Raw genomic sequence first — 20,230 nt, 5'->3', positions numbered from 1 at the left:
GCCCTGTTACTGTGCCGCGAGGCTGACGCCCCACAACCGTGGCGACGACACCGGCCACGAATGGAAGCCCTTGACGCTGTCGCGCAGCGCTGCGGCGACCGTGCCGTTGTAGATGATCACCATCGGCGTGTCGTGGATCATCATCGTGTGCAGTTGGTCGAACAGCGCTTGGCGCTTGGCCGTGTCGCTCTCACGCACCGCTTCGCGCAGCACTGCCTGGGCCTGGGGGTTGTCCCAGACTTTGCGGGGTTCCTTGGTCTTGTCGCCCATCAGCGAGTCGAAGCTGGTGGCCGGGTCCAGGCGCGAGGAATAAGAAAACGCCATCATCTGGTAGTTGCCGCTCTGGTAGCGCTCCAGCTGGGTGCCCCACTCCAGGGTTTCCATCTGGATATTCAAGCCGCTGGCCACCGCCATGGCCTGGCTGAGCAGGCCCATGTCGAACATCTGCGAGTAACGCTTGTTGACGATCATCTTGATCGGCTGGCCGTTGTAGCCGGCCTCTTTGAGCAGGCGCTGGGCCAGTTGCGGGTCGTGGTGGTAACCCTGTTTGGCGGTGGCGCTGTAGAACGGGCTGGTCTGCGGGATCGCCGAGTTGTTCGGCTCGGAGGTGCCATTGGACAGCGCGGTGACCATCTGCCCATAGTCGAGGGAGGCAGCGATGGCCCGGCGGATACGCACATCCTTGAGCAGCGGGTCGTTGGTCTGGAACAGCAAGCCACAGATGGCCATGATCGGGCTGAACGAAATCTGCACTCCCGGCGTGGCTTTCAGCTCCTCGGCATCGCTGGCACTGACGTTGGGCAGCAGGTCGATGTTGTTGGACATCAAGGCGGCTTTGGCCGACGACGGGTCGGGTATCACCATGAAGCGCAGGTCATCCACCAGCGCCTGCTTCTTGCCGGTGAAACCATCCGGCCCGGCTTCGTCACGCGGGCTGTAGTCCTTGAAACGGGACAACACCACGTATTGGCCGGGCTTCCATTCGGTGAGGCTAAACGGGCCAGTGCCCACCGGCGCCTTCCAACTGCCATCGGCCGCCAGCGAGTCGCGGTGCAGGATGCCGCTGCCACCGCAGTCGGGGCGTGCCATCGAGGCCAGGAACAAGCCACTGGGCTGGTCAAGGTGGAACACCACCGTGAGTGGGTCCGGCGTGTCGATGCCGGTGATCTTCGCCCCGCCACGACCATCGAATTCGGCCAGGCAGCGCCATTGGGTCTTGGGGTTGAGGTAACGCTCCCATGTCCACTTCACGTCCTGGGCGGTCAGGGTGGCGCCATTCTGGAAGTGCACGCCTTCACGCAGTTTGAAGGTGTAGGTCATGCCGTCGTCCGAGCGCAGCACTTCGCGGGCCAGCAACGGGCCGACGGAGGCGTCCTCTCTATGAGCCACCAGGCCTTCGACGATGTGCAGCATCACCGTGTCGGTGTTCTCATCACGGTTGACGCCCGGTTCAGTGCTGCGGATATCGGCGTTCAAGCCCACGCGCAAAGTGCTCTGGGCCTGCGCGAGGCCGGCGCCCAGTGCGAGGGTGACGCACAGCGTTCCATTGAGTAAGCGATTCACGGGAGACGTTCTCCTTCGCTGAGAAGACCGGCCTGGGGCAGGAGCCGGCTTCAAGCCTGTGTTAGGTCGTTATTGTTATGGCCTGAGCGAGGTCATGGCCGCGGATGATTTTTGTTTTTTTAAATTCGCCGGGACATATTCACAGCATGCACCATGCTTGTAAATGTTTTTTTATGCATATAAAAACATTAAGGTCAGAGACAGCTACAGCGAATGGGCTGAAACGCAGACAAAAAAAAGAGGCCGAAGCCTCTTTTAGATGAACCCGCCAATCCTCAATGCAGCGCCACCCGCGTGATCAGGTAATTGACCAGCTGCGGGTCATCGTCCAGGTCCAGGGCCTGCACCGGGCGTGGCAGGTTGTCCAGCACCGTGCGCCAGAACGCCTGGGACACTTCGTCCTGGTCATAGAAACGCACCAGCCAGTTGCGCTCGCCGCTGCACAGCACCTGGGTGGCGATGGCGCGGCCAATGCCTTTGCGCCGATAGCGCTTGAGGATGAACAGGTCGGCCAGCTCCAGGGCATCAACACCGGGCAACTCGCTGCCTTCGATCAGCAGGAAACCGGCGATGTAACCCTCCACCAGCAGCAGGTGGGCGCTCCACTGCGGGTCTTCCCAGTAGCGCACCAGGTGCTCGTCGTGGATATAGAAGCGTCCGTCGGACTCGACATCTTCCTGTTCCCAGTCGGAGGACTCATAGGCGTAGTACTGGTAGAGATTGCGGATCAGCTCCAGGGCGTCAGGGCCGGTCTGGATCAATTCGACGGTGGTTTCAGGCATGGGGCTCTCGGTCAAAAAACGCAGGGCGCCATTGTTCACAAAAGCCCTGCGCAGGCCAATACATTGCATAACCTTTCTGTTTGCTGAACCGATTGCGGATTTGCCCGGCCCCGCCCAAAATCCTGAAACATTTAGAATAAACTTCCCCAAATTGTAGTGAGCGGGCTTGCCCCGCGCGGCGCCAGACCAGGCTCCGGGTTTCTCCCATGAGTGTGCGGTGCCAGGACTGGCGCGGCGCGGGGCGAGCCCGCTCACTACAGGTTCCGGTTATTCATTTTAAGGACATGTATTTTGACCAACGTCTGTACCGCCGGCCTGGATGTGGGCTTTGCCTCCCTGGATTACCTGCAGATCTTCATCCTGGGCGTGATCCAGGGCATTACCGAGCTGTTGCCGGTGTCGTCCACGGCCCACATGCGGGTGGTGCCGGCCCTGCTCGGCTGGCAGGACCCGGGCTCGGCGTTTTCGGCCGCCATGCAGTTGGCGGCGCTGGCGGCGGTGGTCAGTTACTTCTGGCGTGATGTGCGCCAAGTGACCACCGGCAGCATCGGCGCGGTGCGCCGGGGCGACTACAACGACCGCTGGTTCAAGCTGGCGGTGGCGATTGTGCTGGCGACCATCCCGATCGGGATTGCCGGCCTCGCGCTGTCCTCAACCCTCAACGCCTGCAACTCGCCGTTGCGCGGGTTGATGGTGATCGGCATTTCCTGCGTGGTCATGGCGGTGTTGCTGGCAGTGGCCGAAGTGCGCGCACGCCACACCCGCGAGGTGAGCGAAATGCGCCTGCGCGATGCGCTGATCGTGGGTATCGCACAGATTGGCGCGCTGATCCCGGGCGTGTCGCGTTCCGGCTCCACCCTCACCGCCGCGCTGTTCCTCAACTTCAAGCGTGAAGAAGCGGCGCGCTTCTCCTTCCTGCTGGGCCTGCCGGCCATCGCCCTCGCCGGTTTGAAGGAGCTGTGGGTGTTGTTGCATGCGGACATGCCGGCCCACGCCTGGCCACACCTGATCTTCGGGCTGGTGGTGGCAAGCGTCTCGGCGTTCTTTGCGATCTGGGGCTTGATGAAGTTCCTGGAGCGGTTCTCCACCTGGCCGTTCGTGATCTACCGGGCGTTGCTCGGGGTGTTCCTGATTGTGGCGGTCAGCACCGGCCTGCTGAGCTGACACCACCCCCTGTAGGAGCCGGCTTGCCGGCGATGGCGGTGTGTCAGGCAGCCTGTTTTTTACCTGATACACCGCTATCGCTGGCAAGCCGGCTCCTACAAGGGATCGTGGTTAGCGGTCGGCCAATGCTTCGAGCAGGTCGGCCGAGGGCACGAAGAACAACCCGCCAGTGACTGCCGTGCTGAAATCCAGCAAGCGGTCGTAATTGCCCACCGGGCGCCCGACGAACATGTTTTCCAGCATCAACTCCAATGGCTGCGGCGAACGTGCATACCCAATGAAATAGGTGCCGAACTCCCCTGCCCCCGGCCGGCCGAAGGGCATGTTGTCGCGCAGGATCTTCACTTCCTCACCGTTCTCGTCCGTGATGACAGTGAGCGCGCTATGGGAATTGCTCGGCTTAGCCTCCTCGTCCAGCTCGATATCCGACAGTTTGGTGCGCCCGATCACCTTCTCCTGGGCCTCCACGGTCAGGCCGTTCCAGGCCGTCATGTTGTGCAGGTACTTCTGCACCAGCACATAGCTGCCGCCACGGAATTCGCTGTCTTCATCGCCCACGATGGTGAAACCCTCGGCCTTGCGCCCCACCGGGTTCTCGGTGCCGTCGACAAAGCCGATGATGCTGCGCATGTCGAAGTAGCGGAAACCCTGGACCTCATCCACCACCTTCACCGCGTCGCCCAGGGCCGCCATGAGATGGGTGGCCAGCTCGAAGCACAGGTCCATCTGCTCGGCGCGGATGTGCAGCAGGATATCCCCCGGTGTCGACACCGCCAGGCGCCCTGGCACACCGAATTCGCGGAACGGGTGCAGCGCGGCCGGGCGTGGCGCGTCGAACAGTCGATCCCAGGCATCCGAGCCAAACCCGCACACGCAGGTGAGGTTGCCCGCCGGCACGCGCTTGCCCACCGAACGCACCAGCCCGGCGATGTCGGCGCACCAGCCGCGCACCGTGTCTTCACTGCCGGGGGTGATGGTGGCGACCATGAAGATGGCGCTGCTGGTGATGGGGTGGCAGACGGATTGCGGTTCCAGGGGCGGCTGAACGGAGGATGTCGACATGGTGAAGGTCCGGGCTGGGGGCTAAAGACCCGGGCAGATTAGCAGATCCGATGGCGATTTTACGGACGCCATCGCCGGCAAGCCGGCTCCTACAGGGGGTGGGTGCAGCGGTGCCATAGGGTGCGAATCAGCGCCTGCAGTTTCAAGGCTTCGGCCCAGCGATCACTGATCTCGTGGCCATCGGCGCCAGTGATCGCATAGGGCGGCGGGCCGAGTTCGCAGGTGAAGGACAGGCTCTGCGGCGTGTCGGGGCGGGCCAGCCAGTCGTTGATCCCGTAGCGCCACCACTCAGTAAACCGCTGTACCCAGGCCTGGTGCTGGGGAAACTCCAGCGAGACCTGCACCTGTTCGCTACTGGCGACACGGCCGTGAAAACCCCAGCTATGGCGCAGGATCGTGCGGATCTGCTCGTCGTCTTCAAGCGCGCCAGGCTCGGGCAGTTCACGCCCGACCACGTAGTGAGACAGGTCGGCCAGCAGTTTCAGGTCGGGCATTTGCGCCAGCAGGTCGAGGGTGAACAGCAGGTCGTTGGTCAGGCGATAGCGATGGGTTTCCAGCAGTACCGGAAAGTCCACCTGCTCGGCCAATCGCTGCCAACCCTCCACCAACCGCGCGGCTTCGCTCTGGGTGCGCGGGCGCACGTCGGCTTGTAGGGTGAGGTGATGGCAACCATGGCGGCTGATCACGTCCAACGCTGCCGCCAGGTCGTCGACGCTTTGCGGGAACAGCTGGCCTTCGATCTGCAAGCCCCTGGCCGTGGCCGCTGCGTGCAGCCGGGCCACGTCGGCAGGCTGCCAGTAGTGGTCGGTGATGCCATCGAATCCCGCAGCCTTGATGCGATCGAGCTGCGCCTCCAGCGGGCCGGGTTCGGTTTGCATGGCCCACAGGGATTGGAATACCAGGAGTTGGCGCATATCAGCCTCGCAGCAGGTGTTTAAGGGACTGCCCGGGGTCCGCCAGCGCGGCGGCGTCGAGGGCAATGCGTGCGGTGATCAGGCGCTCGCACAGCTTGATGTCTTTGGCCACGCCGTTGCCCGAGGCCCAGCCGCAGGCACCTTGCAAACGCTGATCGGCATCCAGGCAAAACAGCAGCATGCCGCCTCCCGGCAGTGGGCGGCTGATCGTCATCGGCGTCAGCACCCCCACGGTCTGCAAGCCCCAGTCGTACTGATCGGACCAGAAGCCCGGGATCGTTTCGAACGGCACTTCACGCCCCAACAAATTGAGTGCCGCATGGCGCCCCTGGGCCTCGGCGTTGCGCCAGGTCTCCTGGCGTTGATAGAGGCCCGCCAGGCGAAACTCACACACGTCACCCGCCGCATAAATGTTCGGCGCACTGGCGCGCAGGTATTCATCGACACGGATACCCTGCCCCACCTCCAACCCTGCGCCAGCGGCCAGTTCGATATTCGGCTGCATGCCAATACCGACCACGATGAGGTCGCAGGGCAAGCGTTGCCCGTCGACCAGCAATACGGCGTCGGCCTGGATCGATTCCAGCGCCACATTCAATCGCACGTCCACGCCGTGTTCGCGATGCAGGTCCAGCAGCGCCTGGGAGATAATCGCCGGCAGCACGCGGCCCGCCAGCCGTGGCCCGGCTTCCAGCACCGTGACTGCACAGCCAAGCCCACGTGCGGTCGCCGCCACTTCCAGGCCGATAAAGCCGCCGCCGACCACCACCAGCCGCGTGCCGGGGTTCAGCACGCTGCGCAGGGCCAGGGCTTCATCATGGCTGCGCAGGTAAAGCACATTGGCCTGTTCCTGGGGCAGACGGCGCGCCCTGCCCCCGGTCGCCAGCAACAGCCCGGCGTAAGGCAACCACTGGCCGTCAGCCAATTGCAGGCGATGTTGCGAGGGTTCCAACCGGCTCACCGGGTTACCGGCAATATGCTCAATGCCCAACTCGGCCAATCGCTCGCTGTCGAGCAGGCTGCACCCGGCCAGGTCCGTGGTGCCCTGCAACAATCCCTTGGAGAGTGGCGGTCGCTCGTAGGGCAAGTGCGCTTCATCGCCGATCAGGATCAGGCGCCCGGTGTAGCCTTCTTCACGCAGGGTCAGCGCCGCACGGCCACCGGCATGGCCGGCACCGACGATAATCAGGGGGGCGTTCATCGTCAGGCCATGACAGCGAGCAGCACTCGCCCCGCTTCGACCCGCACCGGGTAGGTCTTGAGATTGACGCACACTGGCGCACCCAGGGCCTTGCCCGTGCGGTAATCGAAGCGCCCGTTGTGCTTGGGGCACTCGATGATGTGGTCCATCACCAGGCCGTCGGCGAGGTGGATTTTCTCGTGGGTGCACAGGCCCGCCGTGGCGAAGAATTCATTATCGGCCGAACGGTACACCGCGTAGGTGTGCGGCCCGTGGTCGAAGCGCAGCACGTCTTCTTCGTCTATTTCGCCCACGGCGCAGACGTCGATCCATTGGTCGTTCATGAGGGTTCCTGTAGTGAGCGAGCTTGCTCGCGCGGCGGCCGTAAACATGCCGCAGAGTTGTTTGAGAATACGCGGTGGCGCTATTGGGGGCTGCTTTGGAACCCGGCGCGAGCAAGCTCGCTCACTACAGGGGTATCGTCGTGGCGGTGGATGGGGCGTTGGATGAAGTAATTCGGGTCGCGACGCTGGCGCCAGATCGTCGGGAGGATTTCCCTGTAGGCCTCCAGCAGGTTGGCGTAGGGCGGCGGGCAGTCGTTGCGGATCTCTTCGTGCAACTGGGCCAGGGCGTGGTACGGCACCATCGGGTACATGTGGTGCTCGAGGTGGTAGTTCATGTCCATGTAGATAAAACGCAGCACGCGGTTCATGTAGATCGTGCGGCAGTTGCTGCGATGGTCCAGCACGTCTTCGGCCAGGCCAACGTGCTGGGTGAGGCCGAACAGGTAGCCAAGCCACGCACCGTAGAGGCTCGGAAGGCCTACCAGCATCAGTGGCAGCCAACTGTGCAGATACAGGGCGGCGCCGATGATCACGGCATAGATACCCACCCAGATCCGCGCCGCACGGAACACCTTGGGCCATTCGGATTCAGGGATGAAATCTGCTTCCTGGGCACTCATCTTGCCGACGGCATGGCGCGCCACGCCGCTGAAGGTTTTCCAGGCCAGGGGCAGGTTGAACAGGCTGAGGAACATCATCAGGAAGCTGGGCGGGCGCGGCTCGACGATCTCCGGGTCGCGGCCCACCACGATGGTGTCGGTGTGGTGCCGCGCATGGCTCCAGCGCCACACATGGGGTTCGAAGATGCACATGAAGCTGGCGACCTGATACAGCCCGTCGTTCATCCAGCGGGTCTTGAACGCGGTGCCGTGGCCGGTTTCGTGCCAGCGCGGGTTGGAGGCGGTGCCGTACAGCACACCATAGGCGATGAAGAACGGCACGCAGGCCCAGGTGCCCCAGAACCAGTAGCCGCCAAAGCCGGTGGCAAACAGCGCGCACACCCAAATGGCGGTGTCGCGCAGTGCCGGGCCGTCGCGGCGCTGCATCAGTTCCTTCATGCGTTTGCGGGCAATCGGCGATTGGTACCAGTTGGCTGATACCAGGCCCTTTTCGGCCGCGCGGGCCGCTTCGGGGCCTGTGAGGCTGTAGTCGCGTCGGGTGGGTTGAGGCATTGTTATTGTTCTCCGCAAGCGTGGGTTTCAGGGGCTTTGCGAAACCCACGATAGAGAACGGGTGATTCACCCTCAAGGCCTTGAATCCATTCCCTATCAAGCTATCATCCAGGTCCAGCGGGGCTTGATAGTTTTCTATCAAGACGCAGACAGGGCCAGCCATGAACAACAACAAACGCCCAACCATCGCCACCGTTGCCGCCCATGCAGGGCTGAGCGTGGCCACCGTCGACCGGGTGTTGAACGCCCGCGCGCCGGTCAACCCACAGACCGCCGAGCAGGTGTTCCAGGCCGCCGAAGCCGTGGGTTATTTTGCCGCGCGGCTGATCGGCCAGCGCATTCGCGAACGTAGGCCAACCTACCGTTTCGGCATCCTGCTGCTGGCCACCGCTCAAGCGTTCTACGCCAGCCTGGCGCAGGCGATTGGCGAAGCGGCGCAGCGTCACGCCGGTGCCAACCTGACCTGCCAGTTCGAGTACATCGTGGACCGCACGCCAAGCGTGATCGCCGCCCAAATCGAACAACTGGCCGTGCAATGCGACGCCCTCGCCGTGGTCAGCTTTGCCCACCCGCTGATCAACGCCACATTGGCGCAAATCCGCGAAGCCGGCGTGCCGGTGGTGGCGCTGCTCTCGGATATCCACGAACACGCCGCCGAACCCTATGTGGGCCAGGACAATCATGTGGTCGGGCGCACCATGGGCTGGTTGCTGGCCCGCACCTGTGGGGCGCGCAAAGGCAGTGTGGGGATTCTATTGGGCGGCCATCGCTTCCTCGGCCACCAGGCGCGGGTCGAAGGTTTGCACAGCTACCTGGCCGAACACGCACCGGGGCTCAAGCCACTTGAGCCGCTGATCAACCTGGATAACAGCGACATCACCGAAGAGGCCACCCTCGACCTGATCACCCGCCACACAGACCTGCGCGGCCTGTGCGTAGTGGGTGGCGGCGGAGACGGCATCATCAGCGCCCTGGCGCAGTTGCCCAAACGACCGGCGTTGTGCTGCATCCTGCAGGAGTCCACCGAACTGTCGCGCCAGGCGTTGCGCCAAGGCCTGATCGATGTGGTGATGGATTCACAACCGCGCCAGACGGCCACGGCGCTGATCGAATTGCTGGTGGATTTGCAGACCGCCGAGACCTTCGACCCGGTGCGGCACCGGATGTACATTGCGCCGCAGATCGTGACCTCGGAGAACCTTTAAAGCGCGCGGCACTCGATTTTAAGCCCACCCTCTTCCAGCACATGACTGTCAATCGCCACCGGCAGGAAGCGCTGGATCACGTGCATATTGCTGTGCAAATGGTCGCTCATGTGCGGCGTGGTAAAACTGCCGCCACCGGCCATTGCCATCGGCAGCAGCAATTGATCGGCTAAATGCTCACCCACTGCCGTCTGCGTGCAACGCCATTCCTGCGCCTGCTCGATGGCCTGGTCGGCCACCTTTTCGGCACGCAGCCTGTGCATGCCGAAGGCGCTGAACACCTCGGTGACGTGTTCGTGCACATACTCCAGCATCAGCAGATTACCGGGGCCTTGTTCCGGGTCGATGGCTACCGAAAGCAGTTGCGTGTCGTCGAACCCCAGGCGCTGGCCCACGCGCTTGAGCTCACGCTCGCTGACCTCGGCGGGCAACCCCGCGTTCAGGGCAATCGCGCGTGATTCGAGCAACTTGCCGCGCTGCATCAGGTGCAGCGGTGCAAGTTCGGACGGCTGGATAAAAGCCTCCAGTTCGCCACCGCCTGCCGGGGCAAACCCATACCGATTCAGGCTCAGTTCAATGCGCGCACCCATGCGGCGCAACAACGGCAGCCAGGCGCGTTGCAGGAAGTCCACCGGCGGCGCCAGCGGGTTGTGAGTGCCGCCGCAGATCGTCACGCGGCTGGCGGTCGGTGCGCGCAGCAGCGCCGGCAGCAACGTTTGCAGCACCAGGGTGCAACTGCCGGCAGTGCCGATACTGAAGCGGTATTCACCGCCCTGAATCGCGCCCGGTTCAAAGCGCAGCGTCTGGGAGCCCAACTCGGCCCCTTCCACCTTGGCCCCGCACACCTGGGCCGCCGCCAGCACAGCCGTCAGGTGTTGACGCATCAACCCTGGCCGGCTGCGCTTGGCGCGGATGTTGCGGATGTGCAGGTTTTGCCCTGTGACCATCGCCAGGCTCAAGCCGCTGCGCAGTACCTGGCCACCGCCCATGGCGCCGTCAAGTTCAATCATTTCGTATTTCCTTATGCAAAGTGTTTGACGGTGCTGCGCAGGTAGTCATCCAGTTGTTGTGAGTCTGCGTGGGTGCGTGGCAATGACGGCACTTGGCGCTCCAGTTCACGCTGGATATAGGCATGCAATGCAGGGCGCCGTGGCCCGTAGGCCGCCTCGTCGGCATTGCGCTTCAATACCAGCAGGGCCGCTACTTCATCCAACAGTTGCGCGTCATCCACCGTCCCCAGGAGGTCGGCAAAGGTCATCGGCGGGCGGCCCAGGCCCAGGTCAATCCAACGCACCGCGAGTAACGGTCGCAGCACGTAGAAGTACTTCTTGAAACGCACCGAATCGCCTTGCAGGTAACCGCGAAAATTCTTCTTGGCCATCGACAAGTAATGACTGCGCGCAGCCGGCGGGCTGTAGAACGCCTCGGCTAACCCACGCAATTGCGCAGTGGCGGTAGCGTCCTGGCGATACACCAGCGGCGAATCCAGCCACTCCAGCAACGTGGGATTGGATTTGCGCAGCAGCCCCAGGGTTTTGCGCAGTTCCCAACCGCTGATGTCCAGCTCGTCATCCAGCGGGCGCTCGATCACGTCCCGTGGCGTGTCCACCTGCATGAACCAATCGGGCTTCTCCACGTAGACGAAGCGCACATCGTAGTCACTGTCGGTGGAGGCAAAGCCCCAGGCCCGGCTGCCGGACTCACAGGCGTACAACACCGTGACATTGCGCTCGCGCTCGATCCTTTCCAGCTCTTGCAACACCCGCGCACGCATGGCGTCGCAGAGTGGGTGACGCTCTTCCCTTTCCATCCTGATTCCCCTCCTCCTATCCTTTGACACACACCACTTGGCGTAAGGTGTGCAGCACTTCCACCAGCTCGCGCTGGGCGTGCATGACCTGGTCGATGTCCTTGTAGGCCATCGGTATTTCATCGATCACATCGGCGTCCTTGCGGCATTCCACGTGGGCCGTCGCACGCACCTGGTCGGCCACGGTGAAGGTGTTCTTCGCCTTGGTGCGGCTCATGGTGCGGCCGGCACCGTGGCTGCAGGAGCAGAACGACTCTTCGTTACCCAGGCCGCGCACGATGAAGCTCTTGGCGCCCATGGAGCCCGGGATAATCCCCAGCTCGCCCTTCTTCGCCGACACCGCGCCTTTGCGCGTGACCAGCACCTCTTCGCCAAAATGCCGCTCTTTCTGCACATAGTTGTGATGACAGTTCACGGCTTCCAACGCCACTTCAAACGGTTTCTTGATCACCTGGCGCGTGGCCTGCACCACGGCGCGCATCATCAACTCGCGGTTCTGCCGGGCAAAATCCTGGGCCCAGCCCACCGCTTCTACGTAGTCATCGAAGTGCTGGCTGCCCTCTTCGAAATACGCCAGGTCACGGTCCGGCAAGTTGGCGATGTGCTGGCGCATATCGGCCTGGGCCAGCTGGATAAACAGGTTGCCGATCGCGTTACCGACGCCCCGGGAGCCGCTGTGCAACATGAACCAGACACGGTTGGCTTCATCCAGGCACACCTCGACAAAGTGGTTGCCGGTGCCCAACGTACCCAGGTGCTGGCGGTGGTTGGCGCGTTCCAGTTGCGGGTACTTGTCGGTGATCGCCTTGAAGCGCGGGTGCAACGCCGCCCACACCTGATCCGCCTCGGCCGGTACATCTTCCCAGGCGCCTTTGTCACGGCCTTTTCGGCTGCGGGTGCGGCCATGGGGCACGGCGGCCTCGATGGCGCAGCGCAAGCCAAACAGGTTGTCGGGCAAGTCACCGGCCATCAACGTGGTGCGGGCGGCGATCATGCCGCAACCGATGTCCACCCCCACCGCTGCCGGGATGATTGCGCCCACGGTGGGGATCACACTGCCAATGGTCGACCCCTTGCCCAGGTGCACATCCGGCATTACTGCCAGGTGTTTGAAGATGAACGGCATCTGGGCGGTGTTCATCAATTGCTGGCGGGCTTCGGGTTCAACAGGCACGCCCTGGGTCCAGAGTTTGATCGGCTTGCCGTTGGCCACTTCCAGCAGTTGGTAGGTCTTCTCTTGCATGATCTCGATTCTTTTCTTGAAAGCCGTCACTGCGGCGTTGGCTGGGATATAGCAGCGGTCATGCCAGATATTCAGAAAGCTCACATAAAATTTTTAACCAATTGTTTTTAATAGGTATTTTTTATAATCAAGAAATCTCTACGAAAAAACCATGACAGCCCTTTCATCACACCCATATCCTTACCTATCGTCATTTATATTTTGGTCTATCCATGAAACACAAGCGCACGGTCGCCATCGGGTTTATCGGCTCCAAACTGGATCGCATCGGCAAGGGCGCCAATCGCTGGAACCATTGGCGCCCCAGCGTCGGCTTGTGCCAGCAGGACAACCTGCAAATTGATCGCCTGGAGCTGATCCACGACATCGACGCCCGCGACGTCAGCATTGCCGAGCGGATACGCGCCGACATCGGACAAGTCTCGCCGCACACCGACGTGCGCCTGCACCCGATGCCGCTGAACAACCCCTGGGATTTCGAAGAAGTGTACGGCGCGCTGCACGACTTCACCGCCAACTACCGCTTCGACACCGAGCACGAGGACTACCTGGTCCACATCACCACCGGCACCCACGTGGCGCAGATCTGCTGGTTCCTGCTGACCGAGGCGCGCAACCTGCCAGCGCGACTGGTCCAGACCTCCCCCACGCGCCGCCTGGACGAAACGGCGCCCGCCACCGGCACCCATACCCTGATCGACCTCGACCTGTCGCGCTACGACCGCATCGCCTCGCGTTTTGCCCATCAGCGCCTGGAGGGCCTGGCCTTCCTGAAATCCGGGATCGCCACGCGCAACAGCGCGTTCAATGCGTCCATCGAACAAATCGAACGGGTGGCCGTGCGCTCCACCGCGCCCATGCTGTTGATCGGCCCCACGGGCGCCGGCAAATCCTTCCTGGCCCGGCGCATCTTTGAACTCAAGCGCAGCCGCCATCAAGTACAGGGGCGTTTCGTCGAAGTGAACTGCGCCACCCTACGCGGCGACGGCGCGATGTCGGCATTGTTCGGGCATATCAAAGGCGCCTTCACTGGCGCGCAAAACGCCCGCGACGGCCTACTGCGCGCGGCGGACGGCGGCATGCTGTTCCTTGATGAAATCGGCGAGCTGGGCCTGGACGAACAGGCGATGCTGCTCAAGGCCATCGAAGAAAAACGCTTCTATCCCATGGGTGCCGACCGCGAAGTGGCCAGCGACTTCCTGATCATCGCCGGCACCCACCGCGACCTGCGCGGGCGCGTGGCCGAGGGGTTGTTTCGTGAAGACCTGTACGCGCGGATCAACCTGTGGACATTCGACCTGCCCGGCCTGGCGGGCCGACGGGAAGACATCGAGCCCAACATCGACTTCGAACTGGAACGCCATGCCCGCGAACAAGGTCGCCGCGTGCGCTTCAACCTGGAAGCGCGCCGCCGCTACCTGGCGTTCGCCAGCTCCAGCGAAGCGGCGTGGCTGGGTAACTTTCGCGAACTGTCCGCGTCGATCACCCGCATGGCCACGCTGGCCGACAGCGGGCGCATTGATGAAACCCAAGTCGAAGAAGAGATCCGACGCCTGCGCTACGCCTGGGGACTGTCCGAACCGCAGGCCTTTCTGCCCGACGACCTGGACCTGTTCGACCAGCTGCAACTCAAGGCGGTGATCGATGTGTGCCTGCAGGCCGACAGCCTCTCCGACGCCGGCCGCCGCCTGTTCGGCGTCTCGCGCCAAGCCAAGGCCCAGCCGAACGACGCAGACCGCCTGCGCAAATACCTGGCGCGCTTCGGCATCGACTGGAAGCAACTCAAACCCTTGTAGGAGCCGGCTTGCCGGCGATGGCGGCCTCAAGGTATGTGCTGAAAACAATGGCCTCATCGCCGGCAAGCCGGCTCCTACGGGGCTGGGGTGCTTGTTCGGAAATCGGCGGCATTCAGGCCCAAGCGGCTCATCTTGTTGTACAGCCCGCCCCGCGACACGTTGAGCTGCCGCGCAGCCAGGCGGATATTGCCTCCGGTGTTCTGCAAAGCCGCCGCAATCGCCTGCATTTCATGACTGCTCAGGTCTTGGGCAGGCTGCGGCTCATAAGCGCGTGCCGGCGCTCGGTGGCGGGTCTCCAGCGGCAGGTCGCTCGCCTGGATCAACTCACCCGTGGCCAGGTTGGTTGCCCGTTCGATGCTGTTTTCCAACTCGCGCACATTGCCCGGCCAACCGTAGGCCGACAGCAATGCCAGCGCCTCCGGCGCAAAACCCTGTACCGATTTGCGCAGTGAGCGGGCAAAGCGCGCAAGAAAATGCCGCGCCAGCAACGGGATGTCTTCGCGGCGCATACGCAGCGGCGGCACCGTCAAGTTCAGCACATTGAGACGGTAATAAAGGTCTTCGCGAAAGGCGCCCTCCGCCACCGCCTGGCTCAGGTTGCGATGGGTGGCCGCAATGATGCGCACATCCACCCGCCGCGAGTTTTTCGCACCCACGCGGGTGACTTCACCCTCCTGCAACACCCGCAGCAAGCTCACTTGGGCATCGAAGGACATGTCACCAATCTCATCCAGGAAGATCGTGCCGCCATCCGCCAATTCAAACTTGCCCGCCGAACCGCCACGGGTGGCACCGGTGAACGCGCCCTCCACATGCCCGAACAGCTCGCTTTGCACCAGGTCCCGCGGGATCGCGCCGCAGTTGACCGCCACGAATGGGCCTTTATGACGGTCGCTGCCGTTGTGGATCGCCTGGGCGAACAGCTCCTTGCCGGTGCCGCTTTCGCCGAGGATCAAGGTGGTGGAATCGCTGCGACTGGCGATGCGCCCCAGGTGCAACGCGTCGTGAATGGCCCGCGAACCGCCCTGGATCGTCTCAAAGGTGTAGCGGGCCTGGGTGCCGATGATGCGCCGGGTAATCTCGCGGATACGCCGGTTCTCGCGCAGCGAGACGATCACCCCACCCTGCTCCAGCGGGCACACCGAGACCAGGCAGGCGAGCTGGCTGCGGTCCTGCAGGTGAAAGGTGCAATCGAGGTCGCGTACCGGCTCGCCCAGCACGCCGCTCAACTCGCTGCGGCCCAAACGCTGGAACGGGCTGCCGACCAGCTCCAGGCCCACGCCGAACAATTGCCGCGCATAACGGTTGAGCGCCTTGATGCAACCGCGCTCATCCAGCACCACCAGGCCTTCGTTGAGCACTTCGAGCACGGCTTGCTGCTCTTCCAGCAAACCGTGCAGCGCCATCTGCCGCGACACCGCTTCGGCTGCGGCCTGCACGGTGCCCAGGGTATGGAAATGAAACCAGCCAGGCTCGGCCGTGAGGGTCAGCATCGCCAGGGTCTGGCCCTGGGTGTTTTTGATCGGCGCGGCGGCGCAGTGCATGCGGCGTTGGCGCAAGCCCGTGGCGAAGTTTTCTTCGGCCAGCACATACACCAGGCGGTCTTCGGCCAGGGCCAGGCCGGTGCAATTGGTGCCCTGCACCGACTCCAGCAGGCGGCTGCCGACCGGCGTGATATCCAGCCCGCAGAAGTACAAGGTGGTGCCGTGAGCATCGGTGAGGTTGATATGCCCGCGCGGGTTATAGGCCAGCAGGCCGTGCATGACGTGCGCGGCGGCGGCGATCAGGACGCGGTGAGCGGCCAGGGTGGCGGCCAGTGCTTCGTCGGCGACAAAGCGATACGCGCTGTCAGCCGGGTCGAGCCCCGCCTCTACGCTGCGCCGCCACGAATCCCAGATGACCTGCCGCACCCCGGCCGGGCGCTCGATCTCACCCGACAGGCATGCTCGCCAGGCCTGCTCCAGGGCTGGAACGGGGCCGTCATTCAGCGCCGCAGGCCCCAGGGCCGTGAGGTAATCGAGGTCTTGTACGCTGAACGCCATGCTCATCAGGGGTGCCCATGTTCATATTTTCGACATGTCAGTATAGACATGTCATTTAAATGAACACTTTTTGTTTATAAAGATTAATTAATCGATAAATATCAGCAGCTTATGAATTGGCACAGCCCTTGCTCCTATCTCATTGCCCATCAGGACCGTCCTGAGGCCAACAATAAGAAGGGGTCAATTCATGAATACACAGAACATCCGCCTGGGTCTGATCGGTGCCGGTCGCATGGGCAGCTTCCACGGTCTGACCGCTGCGCGGCACATCCCCGGCGCCAGCCTGATGGCGATTGCCGACCCGACGCCAGGCCAGGCCGCGCGCCTCGCCGCTGAATTGGGGGTAGCCAAGGTCTACACCGACCCGCAACAGCTGCTCGACGACCCGGACATCGACGGCGTGATCATCGCCGCCCCCGCCCGCAGCCACGCCGAACTGGTGATTAGCGCCGCCCGCGCCGGCAAGGGCATCTTCTGCGAAAAACCCATGGCCATCACCCTCGACGAAGCCGACCGTGCCATAGCGGCTGCGGCCGATGCGCGGGTGCCGTTGCAGGTGGGCTTCAACCGGCGCTTCGCCAAGAGCTTTCGCACCGCTCACCTGGATGTCGCTGCCGGCCGTATCGGCACCCCGCAGTTGCTGCGTTCGCTGACCCGCGACCCGGCGCTGAACAACCCGGCCGCTTCGCCGCAGTGGGTGATCTTCCTGGAAACCCTGATCCACGACTTCGACACCCTGCGCTACCTCAACCCCGGGGCCGAGGCGGTGCAGGTCTATGTGATGGCCGACGCCTTGATCGCCCCGGCCTTCAAAAGCAAAGGCTTCCTCGACACTGCCGTGGTCGCGATCCGCTTCGACAACGGCGCCATCGCCACCGCCGAAGCCAACTTCCAGGCGGTGTACGGCTACGACGTGCGCGGCGAAGTGTTCGGCAGCGAGGGCATGTTGAGCATGGGCAGCCTCAACGATTCCGACCTGGTGCGCTACCTGGCCCAGGGCATCCAGGCCGACACCCAACGCATGGACACCGACCTGCTGCGCGACGCCTACATCGCCGAACTCAACCATTTCGCCGACTGCCTGCGCACGGGCGCCAAGCCGATGGCCAGCGGCGAAGACGCCCGCGCCGCCCTGGCAATTGCTCGCGCCTGTATCGAGTCGTTCGAAACCGGCAAGGCCGTGGCTGTACAGGGAACCCGCCCATGATCCCTTTCAAGCTGGCGGTCAGCGCCGAAATGGTCTTTCTCGACCTGCCCTTCATCGAGCGCGTGAAGCGCATTCATCAATTGGGGTTCAGTGCGGAAATCTGGAACTGGACCGACAAGGACATCAGCGCCCTCGCCGCCACCGGTGCTGACTTCACCTCCATGACCGGCTACATCAGCGGCACCCTCACCGACCCCGACGGCGTCCGCCAATTGCTCGACAGCGCCCGCGAATCCATCGGCATCGCCGAGCAACTCGACTGCCCCAGCCTCAACCTGCACGGCACCGGCCTGGGTGAAGGCGGCCTGCCCGTGCAACCGGTCAGCCAGACCACCGGACGCATGTGGCTGAGCGCCTGCAAGACCCTGGAAAAAATCGCCCGCCTGGGAGAGGACGCCGGTCGCGTGTTCCTGCTGGAAAACCTCAACACCGAGGTCGACCACCCCGGCACGCCCTTCGCCCGCGCCGACGACACCCTGGCGCTCATCGAAGCCGTGGGCAGCCCGCACCTGAAGATGAACCTGGACCTGTACCACGCGCAGATTGGCGAAGGAAACCTGATCGAACTGATCCAGCGCGCCGGCGGTTCCATCGGTGAAATCCAGGTGGCCGATGTGCCGGGCCGCAAGGAGCCCGGCACCGGAGAAATCCACTACCCGGCCATTGCCAGGGCCCTGCACGCCATGGGCTATACCGGCGTGGTCGGGCTGGAAGGCTGGGCCAGTGGCGACAGCGAGTTGGCCCTGGAGCGATTCCGCCAGGCCTTCACCCTATAACAATAAAAGGACCATCCTCATGCATCGCTATTCATTGCTCGTTGCCACGCTGTTGCTGCTGTTCAGCCAATGGACCTTCGCCGCCTACCGCATTGGCGTGAGCATCGCCCGAGTCGACGATAACTTCATGACCTATGTGCGCACCGGCCTCGAAGCCGCCGCCAAACAGCAAGATGTGCAGATCCAGTTCGAAGACGCCCAGGGCGACATGGTGCGCCAACTCAATCAGGTCGAAGGCTTTCTCAACCAGAAGGTCGACGCCGTGATCGTGTTGCCGGTGGACACCGCCGCCACCGCCAACATGACCCGCGCCGCCGTCGCCGCGAAGACGCCGCTGGTGTACGTCAACCGTCACCCGGATGAACGCACCCTGCCCAAGGGCGTGGTCACCGTGGCCTCCAACGACATCGAGGCCGGGCAGTTACAAATGCGCTACCTCGCAGAAAAGCTCGGTGGCAAAGGCAACGTGGCGATCATCATGGGCGACCTCGCGCAAAACGCCACCCATGACCGCACCGAAGGCGCCAGGCAGGTGCTCAAGGAATTCCCCGGGATCAAGGTGGTGGAGCAGCAAAGCGCCGAATGGCAGCGCAGCAAGGGCATGGACCTGACCAGCAACTGGCTGCTGGCGGGTACGCAGTTCGATGCGATCGTCGCTAACAACGATGAAATGGCCATCGGCGCCGCCATGGCGCTGCAACAGTCCGGTAAGGCCAAGGGCGAGGTGGCGATTATCGGCATCGATGGCTTGCCGGATGGCCTCGCGGCCATCAAGCGTGGCCTGCTGACCGCCTCGGTGTTCCAGGACCCCAAGGCTCAGGCGACCCAGGCCGTGCAGGCGGCCATCCGGATGATCAAGGGTGAGCCCATCGAGCCAGAAGTCTGGGTGCCCTTCGAGCTGATCAAACCCGAGCAAGTGGCGGTGTTTGAGCAGCGCTACAAGCAGGCATTGTGAAGCACGGCTTCAAAGCCTGAGCAGCGTCTGCCCGATTGTGTGCCTGGCCTTAACGGAGAAAGATCCCAGGCACACTCACGGGAGATCACCATGCCTGCACAACCCCAGAAAACCTGGCTTATCACCGGTATCAGTTCCGGCTTCGGCAAAGCCCTGGCCGAGACCCTGTTGGCTGCCGGCGAGCGCGTCGTCGGCACCGTGCGCACGCCGGAGGCCATCGACGCGTTCGACCGCATCAAACCCGGCTACTCCTTTGCGCGCTTGCTGGATGTCACCGACAGCCTGTTTGTCCCGGCCGTGGTGGCGGAGATCGAAAAGAACGTTGGCGCGATTGATGTGCTGGTCAACAACGCCGGCTACGGTTTTGAGGGCGTGCTGGAAGAGTCGTCCCTGGACGATGTACGCCAGCAATTTGAAGTCAACGTGTTCGGCGCGGTGGCGATGATCCAGGCGGTGCTGCCGTTTATGCGCAAGCGCCGCCGTGGGCATATTCTCAACATCACCTCGATGGGCGGCCTGACCACCTTCCCCGGCCTGGGCGTGTACCACGGCAGCAAATTTGCGCTGGAAGGTATCTCCGAAGCGCTGGGCAAGGAGGTGAAACCGTTCGGCATTCACGTCACCGCGATTGAGCCGGGGGGCTTTCGCACCGATTGGGCGGGGCGCTCGATGGTCAGGGCCGAACGCAGCATCGCCGACTACGACGCCTCGTTTGATGCCGTGCGAGCAGCACGACACGCCCGCAGCGGACGGCAGGACGGCGACCCGGCAAAAGCCGCCCTGGCGATGATGCAGGTAGTGGCAAGCGCCGAGCCACCGGCGCATTTGCTGCTGGGCAATGACGCGGTGGAGCATGTGACGGCCAAGCTCACGGCGTTGCAAGCCGAGATCAGCGCCTGGGAAAGCGTTTCCCGCGCAACCGATTTTGCCTGATACACCGAGCCGCCTGCATCGCCGGCAAGCCGGGCTCCTACAAAAAGGCGGCCGAGCGCAGTCACCTGTAGGAGCCGGC

General features: G+C 63.2%; 18 protein-coding genes. 7 read left to right on the top strand and 11 right to left on the bottom strand.

Annotation, left to right across the window (positions count from 1 at the left end):
- Positions 1-6 precede the first annotated feature (6 nt).
- Entirely contained in the window at positions 7-1,563 is a 1,557-nt protein-coding gene (locus AC07OV_RS08490; protein ID WP_495092030.1) for an ABC transporter substrate-binding protein, read from the bottom strand.
- 275 nt (positions 1,564-1,838) lie between these two features.
- Positions 1,839-2,345 carry a GNAT family N-acetyltransferase gene (locus tag AC07OV_RS08485; protein ID WP_256349874.1) on the bottom strand — a complete coding sequence of 169 codons (507 nt, stop codon included), beginning with the start codon at positions 2,343-2,345 and terminating at the stop codon, positions 1,839-1,841.
- Positions 2,346-2,636: 291 nt separating this feature from the next.
- On the opposite strand from AC07OV_RS08485, the gene AC07OV_RS08480 reads away from it, so the two are divergent.
- Complete coding sequence (locus AC07OV_RS08480) at positions 2,637-3,509, top strand: undecaprenyl-diphosphate phosphatase (protein WP_178919688.1); 873 nt, start codon at positions 2,637-2,639, stop codon at positions 3,507-3,509.
- 111 nt (positions 3,510-3,620) lie between these two features.
- Here AC07OV_RS08480 and AC07OV_RS08475 read toward each other — a convergent pair whose 3' ends face one another.
- The 5 genes from AC07OV_RS08475 to AC07OV_RS08455 form a co-directional block, all read right to left on the bottom strand.
- Positions 3,621-4,571 carry a Dyp-type peroxidase gene (locus tag AC07OV_RS08475; protein ID WP_495092029.1) on the bottom strand — a complete coding sequence of 317 codons (951 nt, stop codon included), beginning with the start codon at positions 4,569-4,571 and terminating at the stop codon, positions 3,621-3,623.
- Between the two features lie 89 nt (positions 4,572-4,660).
- Positions 4,661-5,485 carry a sugar phosphate isomerase/epimerase family protein gene (locus AC07OV_RS08470; RefSeq protein WP_494996804.1) on the bottom strand — a complete coding sequence of 275 codons (825 nt, stop codon included), beginning with the start codon at positions 5,483-5,485 and terminating at the stop codon, positions 4,661-4,663.
- A gap of 1 nt (position 5,486) precedes the next feature.
- Positions 5,487-6,686 (bottom strand): NAD(P)/FAD-dependent oxidoreductase, encoded by a 1,200-nt coding sequence (locus AC07OV_RS08465; RefSeq protein ID WP_495092028.1) that lies wholly within the window; start codon positions 6,684-6,686, stop codon positions 5,487-5,489.
- Between the two features lie 2 nt (positions 6,687-6,688).
- Positions 6,689-7,009, bottom strand: a complete 321-nt coding sequence (locus AC07OV_RS08460) for a MocE family 2Fe-2S type ferredoxin (RefSeq protein WP_178919684.1) — start codon at positions 7,007-7,009, stop codon at positions 6,689-6,691.
- Between the two features lie 80 nt (positions 7,010-7,089).
- A complete protein-coding gene (locus AC07OV_RS08455; protein WP_495092027.1) occupies positions 7,090-8,181 on the bottom strand; it encodes a fatty acid desaturase family protein in 1,092 nt (363 codons plus the stop codon).
- A 161-nt stretch (positions 8,182-8,342) separates the two neighbouring features.
- Between AC07OV_RS08455 and AC07OV_RS08450 the strand changes: the two genes are divergently transcribed.
- On the top strand, positions 8,343-9,386 hold the full coding sequence (locus tag AC07OV_RS08450; protein ID WP_494996801.1) for a LacI family DNA-binding transcriptional regulator: 1,044 nt from the start codon (positions 8,343-8,345) through the stop codon (positions 9,384-9,386).
- Here AC07OV_RS08450 and rtcA read toward each other — a convergent pair.
- Genes rtcA through AC07OV_RS08435 form a run of 3 tightly spaced genes read right to left on the bottom strand, consistent with a single transcriptional unit; the run spans position 9,383 to position 12,439 of the window.
- Positions 9,383-10,396, bottom strand: coding sequence for an RNA 3'-terminal phosphate cyclase (rtcA, locus tag AC07OV_RS08445; RefSeq protein WP_495092026.1), 1,014 nt, complete (start codon positions 10,394-10,396; stop codon positions 9,383-9,385). The genes AC07OV_RS08450 and rtcA overlap by 4 nt on opposite strands.
- A gap of 11 nt (positions 10,397-10,407) precedes the next feature.
- Positions 10,408-11,196: a nucleotidyltransferase domain-containing protein gene (locus AC07OV_RS08440; RefSeq protein WP_494996799.1), complete on the bottom strand. Its 789-nt coding sequence runs from the start codon at positions 11,194-11,196 to the stop codon at positions 10,408-10,410.
- 16 nt (positions 11,197-11,212) lie between these two features.
- Positions 11,213-12,439 (bottom strand): RtcB family protein, encoded by a 1,227-nt coding sequence (locus AC07OV_RS08435; protein ID WP_176997681.1) that lies wholly within the window; start codon positions 12,437-12,439, stop codon positions 11,213-11,215.
- A 212-nt stretch (positions 12,440-12,651) separates the two neighbouring features.
- Between AC07OV_RS08435 and rtcR the strand changes: the two genes are divergently transcribed.
- Complete coding sequence (gene rtcR / locus AC07OV_RS08430; protein WP_495092025.1) at positions 12,652-14,235, top strand: RNA repair transcriptional activator RtcR; 1,584 nt, start codon at positions 12,652-12,654, stop codon at positions 14,233-14,235.
- Positions 14,236-14,309: 74 nt separating this feature from the next.
- Here the strand turns inward: rtcR and AC07OV_RS08425 are convergent, their stop codons facing one another.
- Positions 14,310-16,283 carry a sigma-54 interaction domain-containing protein gene (locus AC07OV_RS08425; RefSeq protein WP_495092024.1) on the bottom strand — a complete coding sequence of 658 codons (1,974 nt, stop codon included), beginning with the start codon at positions 16,281-16,283 and terminating at the stop codon, positions 14,310-14,312.
- A gap of 184 nt (positions 16,284-16,467) precedes the next feature.
- Here AC07OV_RS08425 and AC07OV_RS08420 point away from each other — a divergent pair, with 184 nt between their 5' ends.
- From AC07OV_RS08420 to AC07OV_RS08405, 4 genes are all read left to right on the top strand, one after another.
- Complete coding sequence (locus AC07OV_RS08420) at positions 16,468-17,487, top strand: Gfo/Idh/MocA family oxidoreductase (protein ID WP_495092023.1); 1,020 nt, start codon at positions 16,468-16,470, stop codon at positions 17,485-17,487.
- Positions 17,484-18,263: a TIM barrel protein gene (locus AC07OV_RS08415; RefSeq protein ID WP_495092022.1), complete on the top strand. Its 780-nt coding sequence runs from the start codon at positions 17,484-17,486 to the stop codon at positions 18,261-18,263. Before AC07OV_RS08420 ends, AC07OV_RS08415 begins: the two co-directional genes overlap by 4 nt.
- Positions 18,264-18,282: 19 nt before the next feature.
- Complete coding sequence (locus AC07OV_RS08410) at positions 18,283-19,218, top strand: sugar ABC transporter substrate-binding protein (RefSeq protein WP_495092021.1); 936 nt, start codon at positions 18,283-18,285, stop codon at positions 19,216-19,218.
- 90 nt (positions 19,219-19,308) lie between these two features.
- Positions 19,309-20,151: an oxidoreductase gene (locus AC07OV_RS08405; protein ID WP_495092020.1), complete on the top strand. Its 843-nt coding sequence runs from the start codon at positions 19,309-19,311 to the stop codon at positions 20,149-20,151.
- The last annotated feature ends 79 nt before the right edge of the window (positions 20,152-20,230 follow it).

The sequence above is a fragment of the Pseudomonas sp. GW821-FHT09A09 genome, assembly GCF_059418405.1.
This window is presented reverse-complemented; position numbering and strand designations above follow the sequence as displayed.

Bases quoted from the DNA above. Each gene is read 5' to 3' on its own strand.
- AC07OV_RS08485 (WP_256349874.1), bottom strand. From the start codon at position 2,345: ATGCCTGAAACCACCGTCGAATTGATCCAGACCGGCCCTGACGCCCTG.
- AC07OV_RS08475 (WP_495092029.1), bottom strand. From the start codon at position 4,571: ATGTCGACATCCTCCGTTCAGCCGCCCCTGGAACCGCAATCCGTCTGC.
- AC07OV_RS08470 (WP_494996804.1), bottom strand. From the start codon at position 5,485: ATGCGCCAACTCCTGGTATTCCAATCCCTGTGGGCCATGCAAACCGAA.
- AC07OV_RS08465 (WP_495092028.1), bottom strand. From the start codon at position 6,686: ATGAACGCCCCCCTGATTATCGTCGGTGCCGGCCATGCCGGTGGCCGT.
- AC07OV_RS08460 (WP_178919684.1), bottom strand. From the start codon at position 7,009: ATGAACGACCAATGGATCGACGTCTGCGCCGTGGGCGAAATAGACGAA.
- AC07OV_RS08455 (WP_495092027.1), bottom strand. From the start codon at position 8,181: ATGCCTCAACCCACCCGACGCGACTACAGCCTCACAGGCCCCGAAGCG.
- AC07OV_RS08450 (WP_494996801.1), top strand. From the start codon at position 8,343: ATGAACAACAACAAACGCCCAACCATCGCCACCGTTGCCGCCCATGCA.
- rtcA (WP_495092026.1), bottom strand. From the start codon at position 10,396: ATGATTGAACTTGACGGCGCCATGGGCGGTGGCCAGGTACTGCGCAGC.
- AC07OV_RS08440 (WP_494996799.1), bottom strand. From the start codon at position 11,196: ATGGAAAGGGAAGAGCGTCACCCACTCTGCGACGCCATGCGTGCGCGG.
- AC07OV_RS08435 (WP_176997681.1), bottom strand. From the start codon at position 12,439: ATGCAAGAGAAGACCTACCAACTGCTGGAAGTGGCCAACGGCAAGCCG.
- rtcR (WP_495092025.1), top strand. From the start codon at position 12,652: ATGAAACACAAGCGCACGGTCGCCATCGGGTTTATCGGCTCCAAACTG.
- AC07OV_RS08425 (WP_495092024.1), bottom strand. From the start codon at position 16,283: ATGAGCATGGCGTTCAGCGTACAAGACCTCGATTACCTCACGGCCCTG.
- AC07OV_RS08420 (WP_495092023.1), top strand. From the start codon at position 16,468: ATGAATACACAGAACATCCGCCTGGGTCTGATCGGTGCCGGTCGCATG.
- AC07OV_RS08415 (WP_495092022.1), top strand. From the start codon at position 17,484: ATGATCCCTTTCAAGCTGGCGGTCAGCGCCGAAATGGTCTTTCTCGAC.
- AC07OV_RS08410 (WP_495092021.1), top strand. From the start codon at position 18,283: ATGCATCGCTATTCATTGCTCGTTGCCACGCTGTTGCTGCTGTTCAGC.
- AC07OV_RS08405 (WP_495092020.1), top strand. From the start codon at position 19,309: ATGCCTGCACAACCCCAGAAAACCTGGCTTATCACCGGTATCAGTTCC.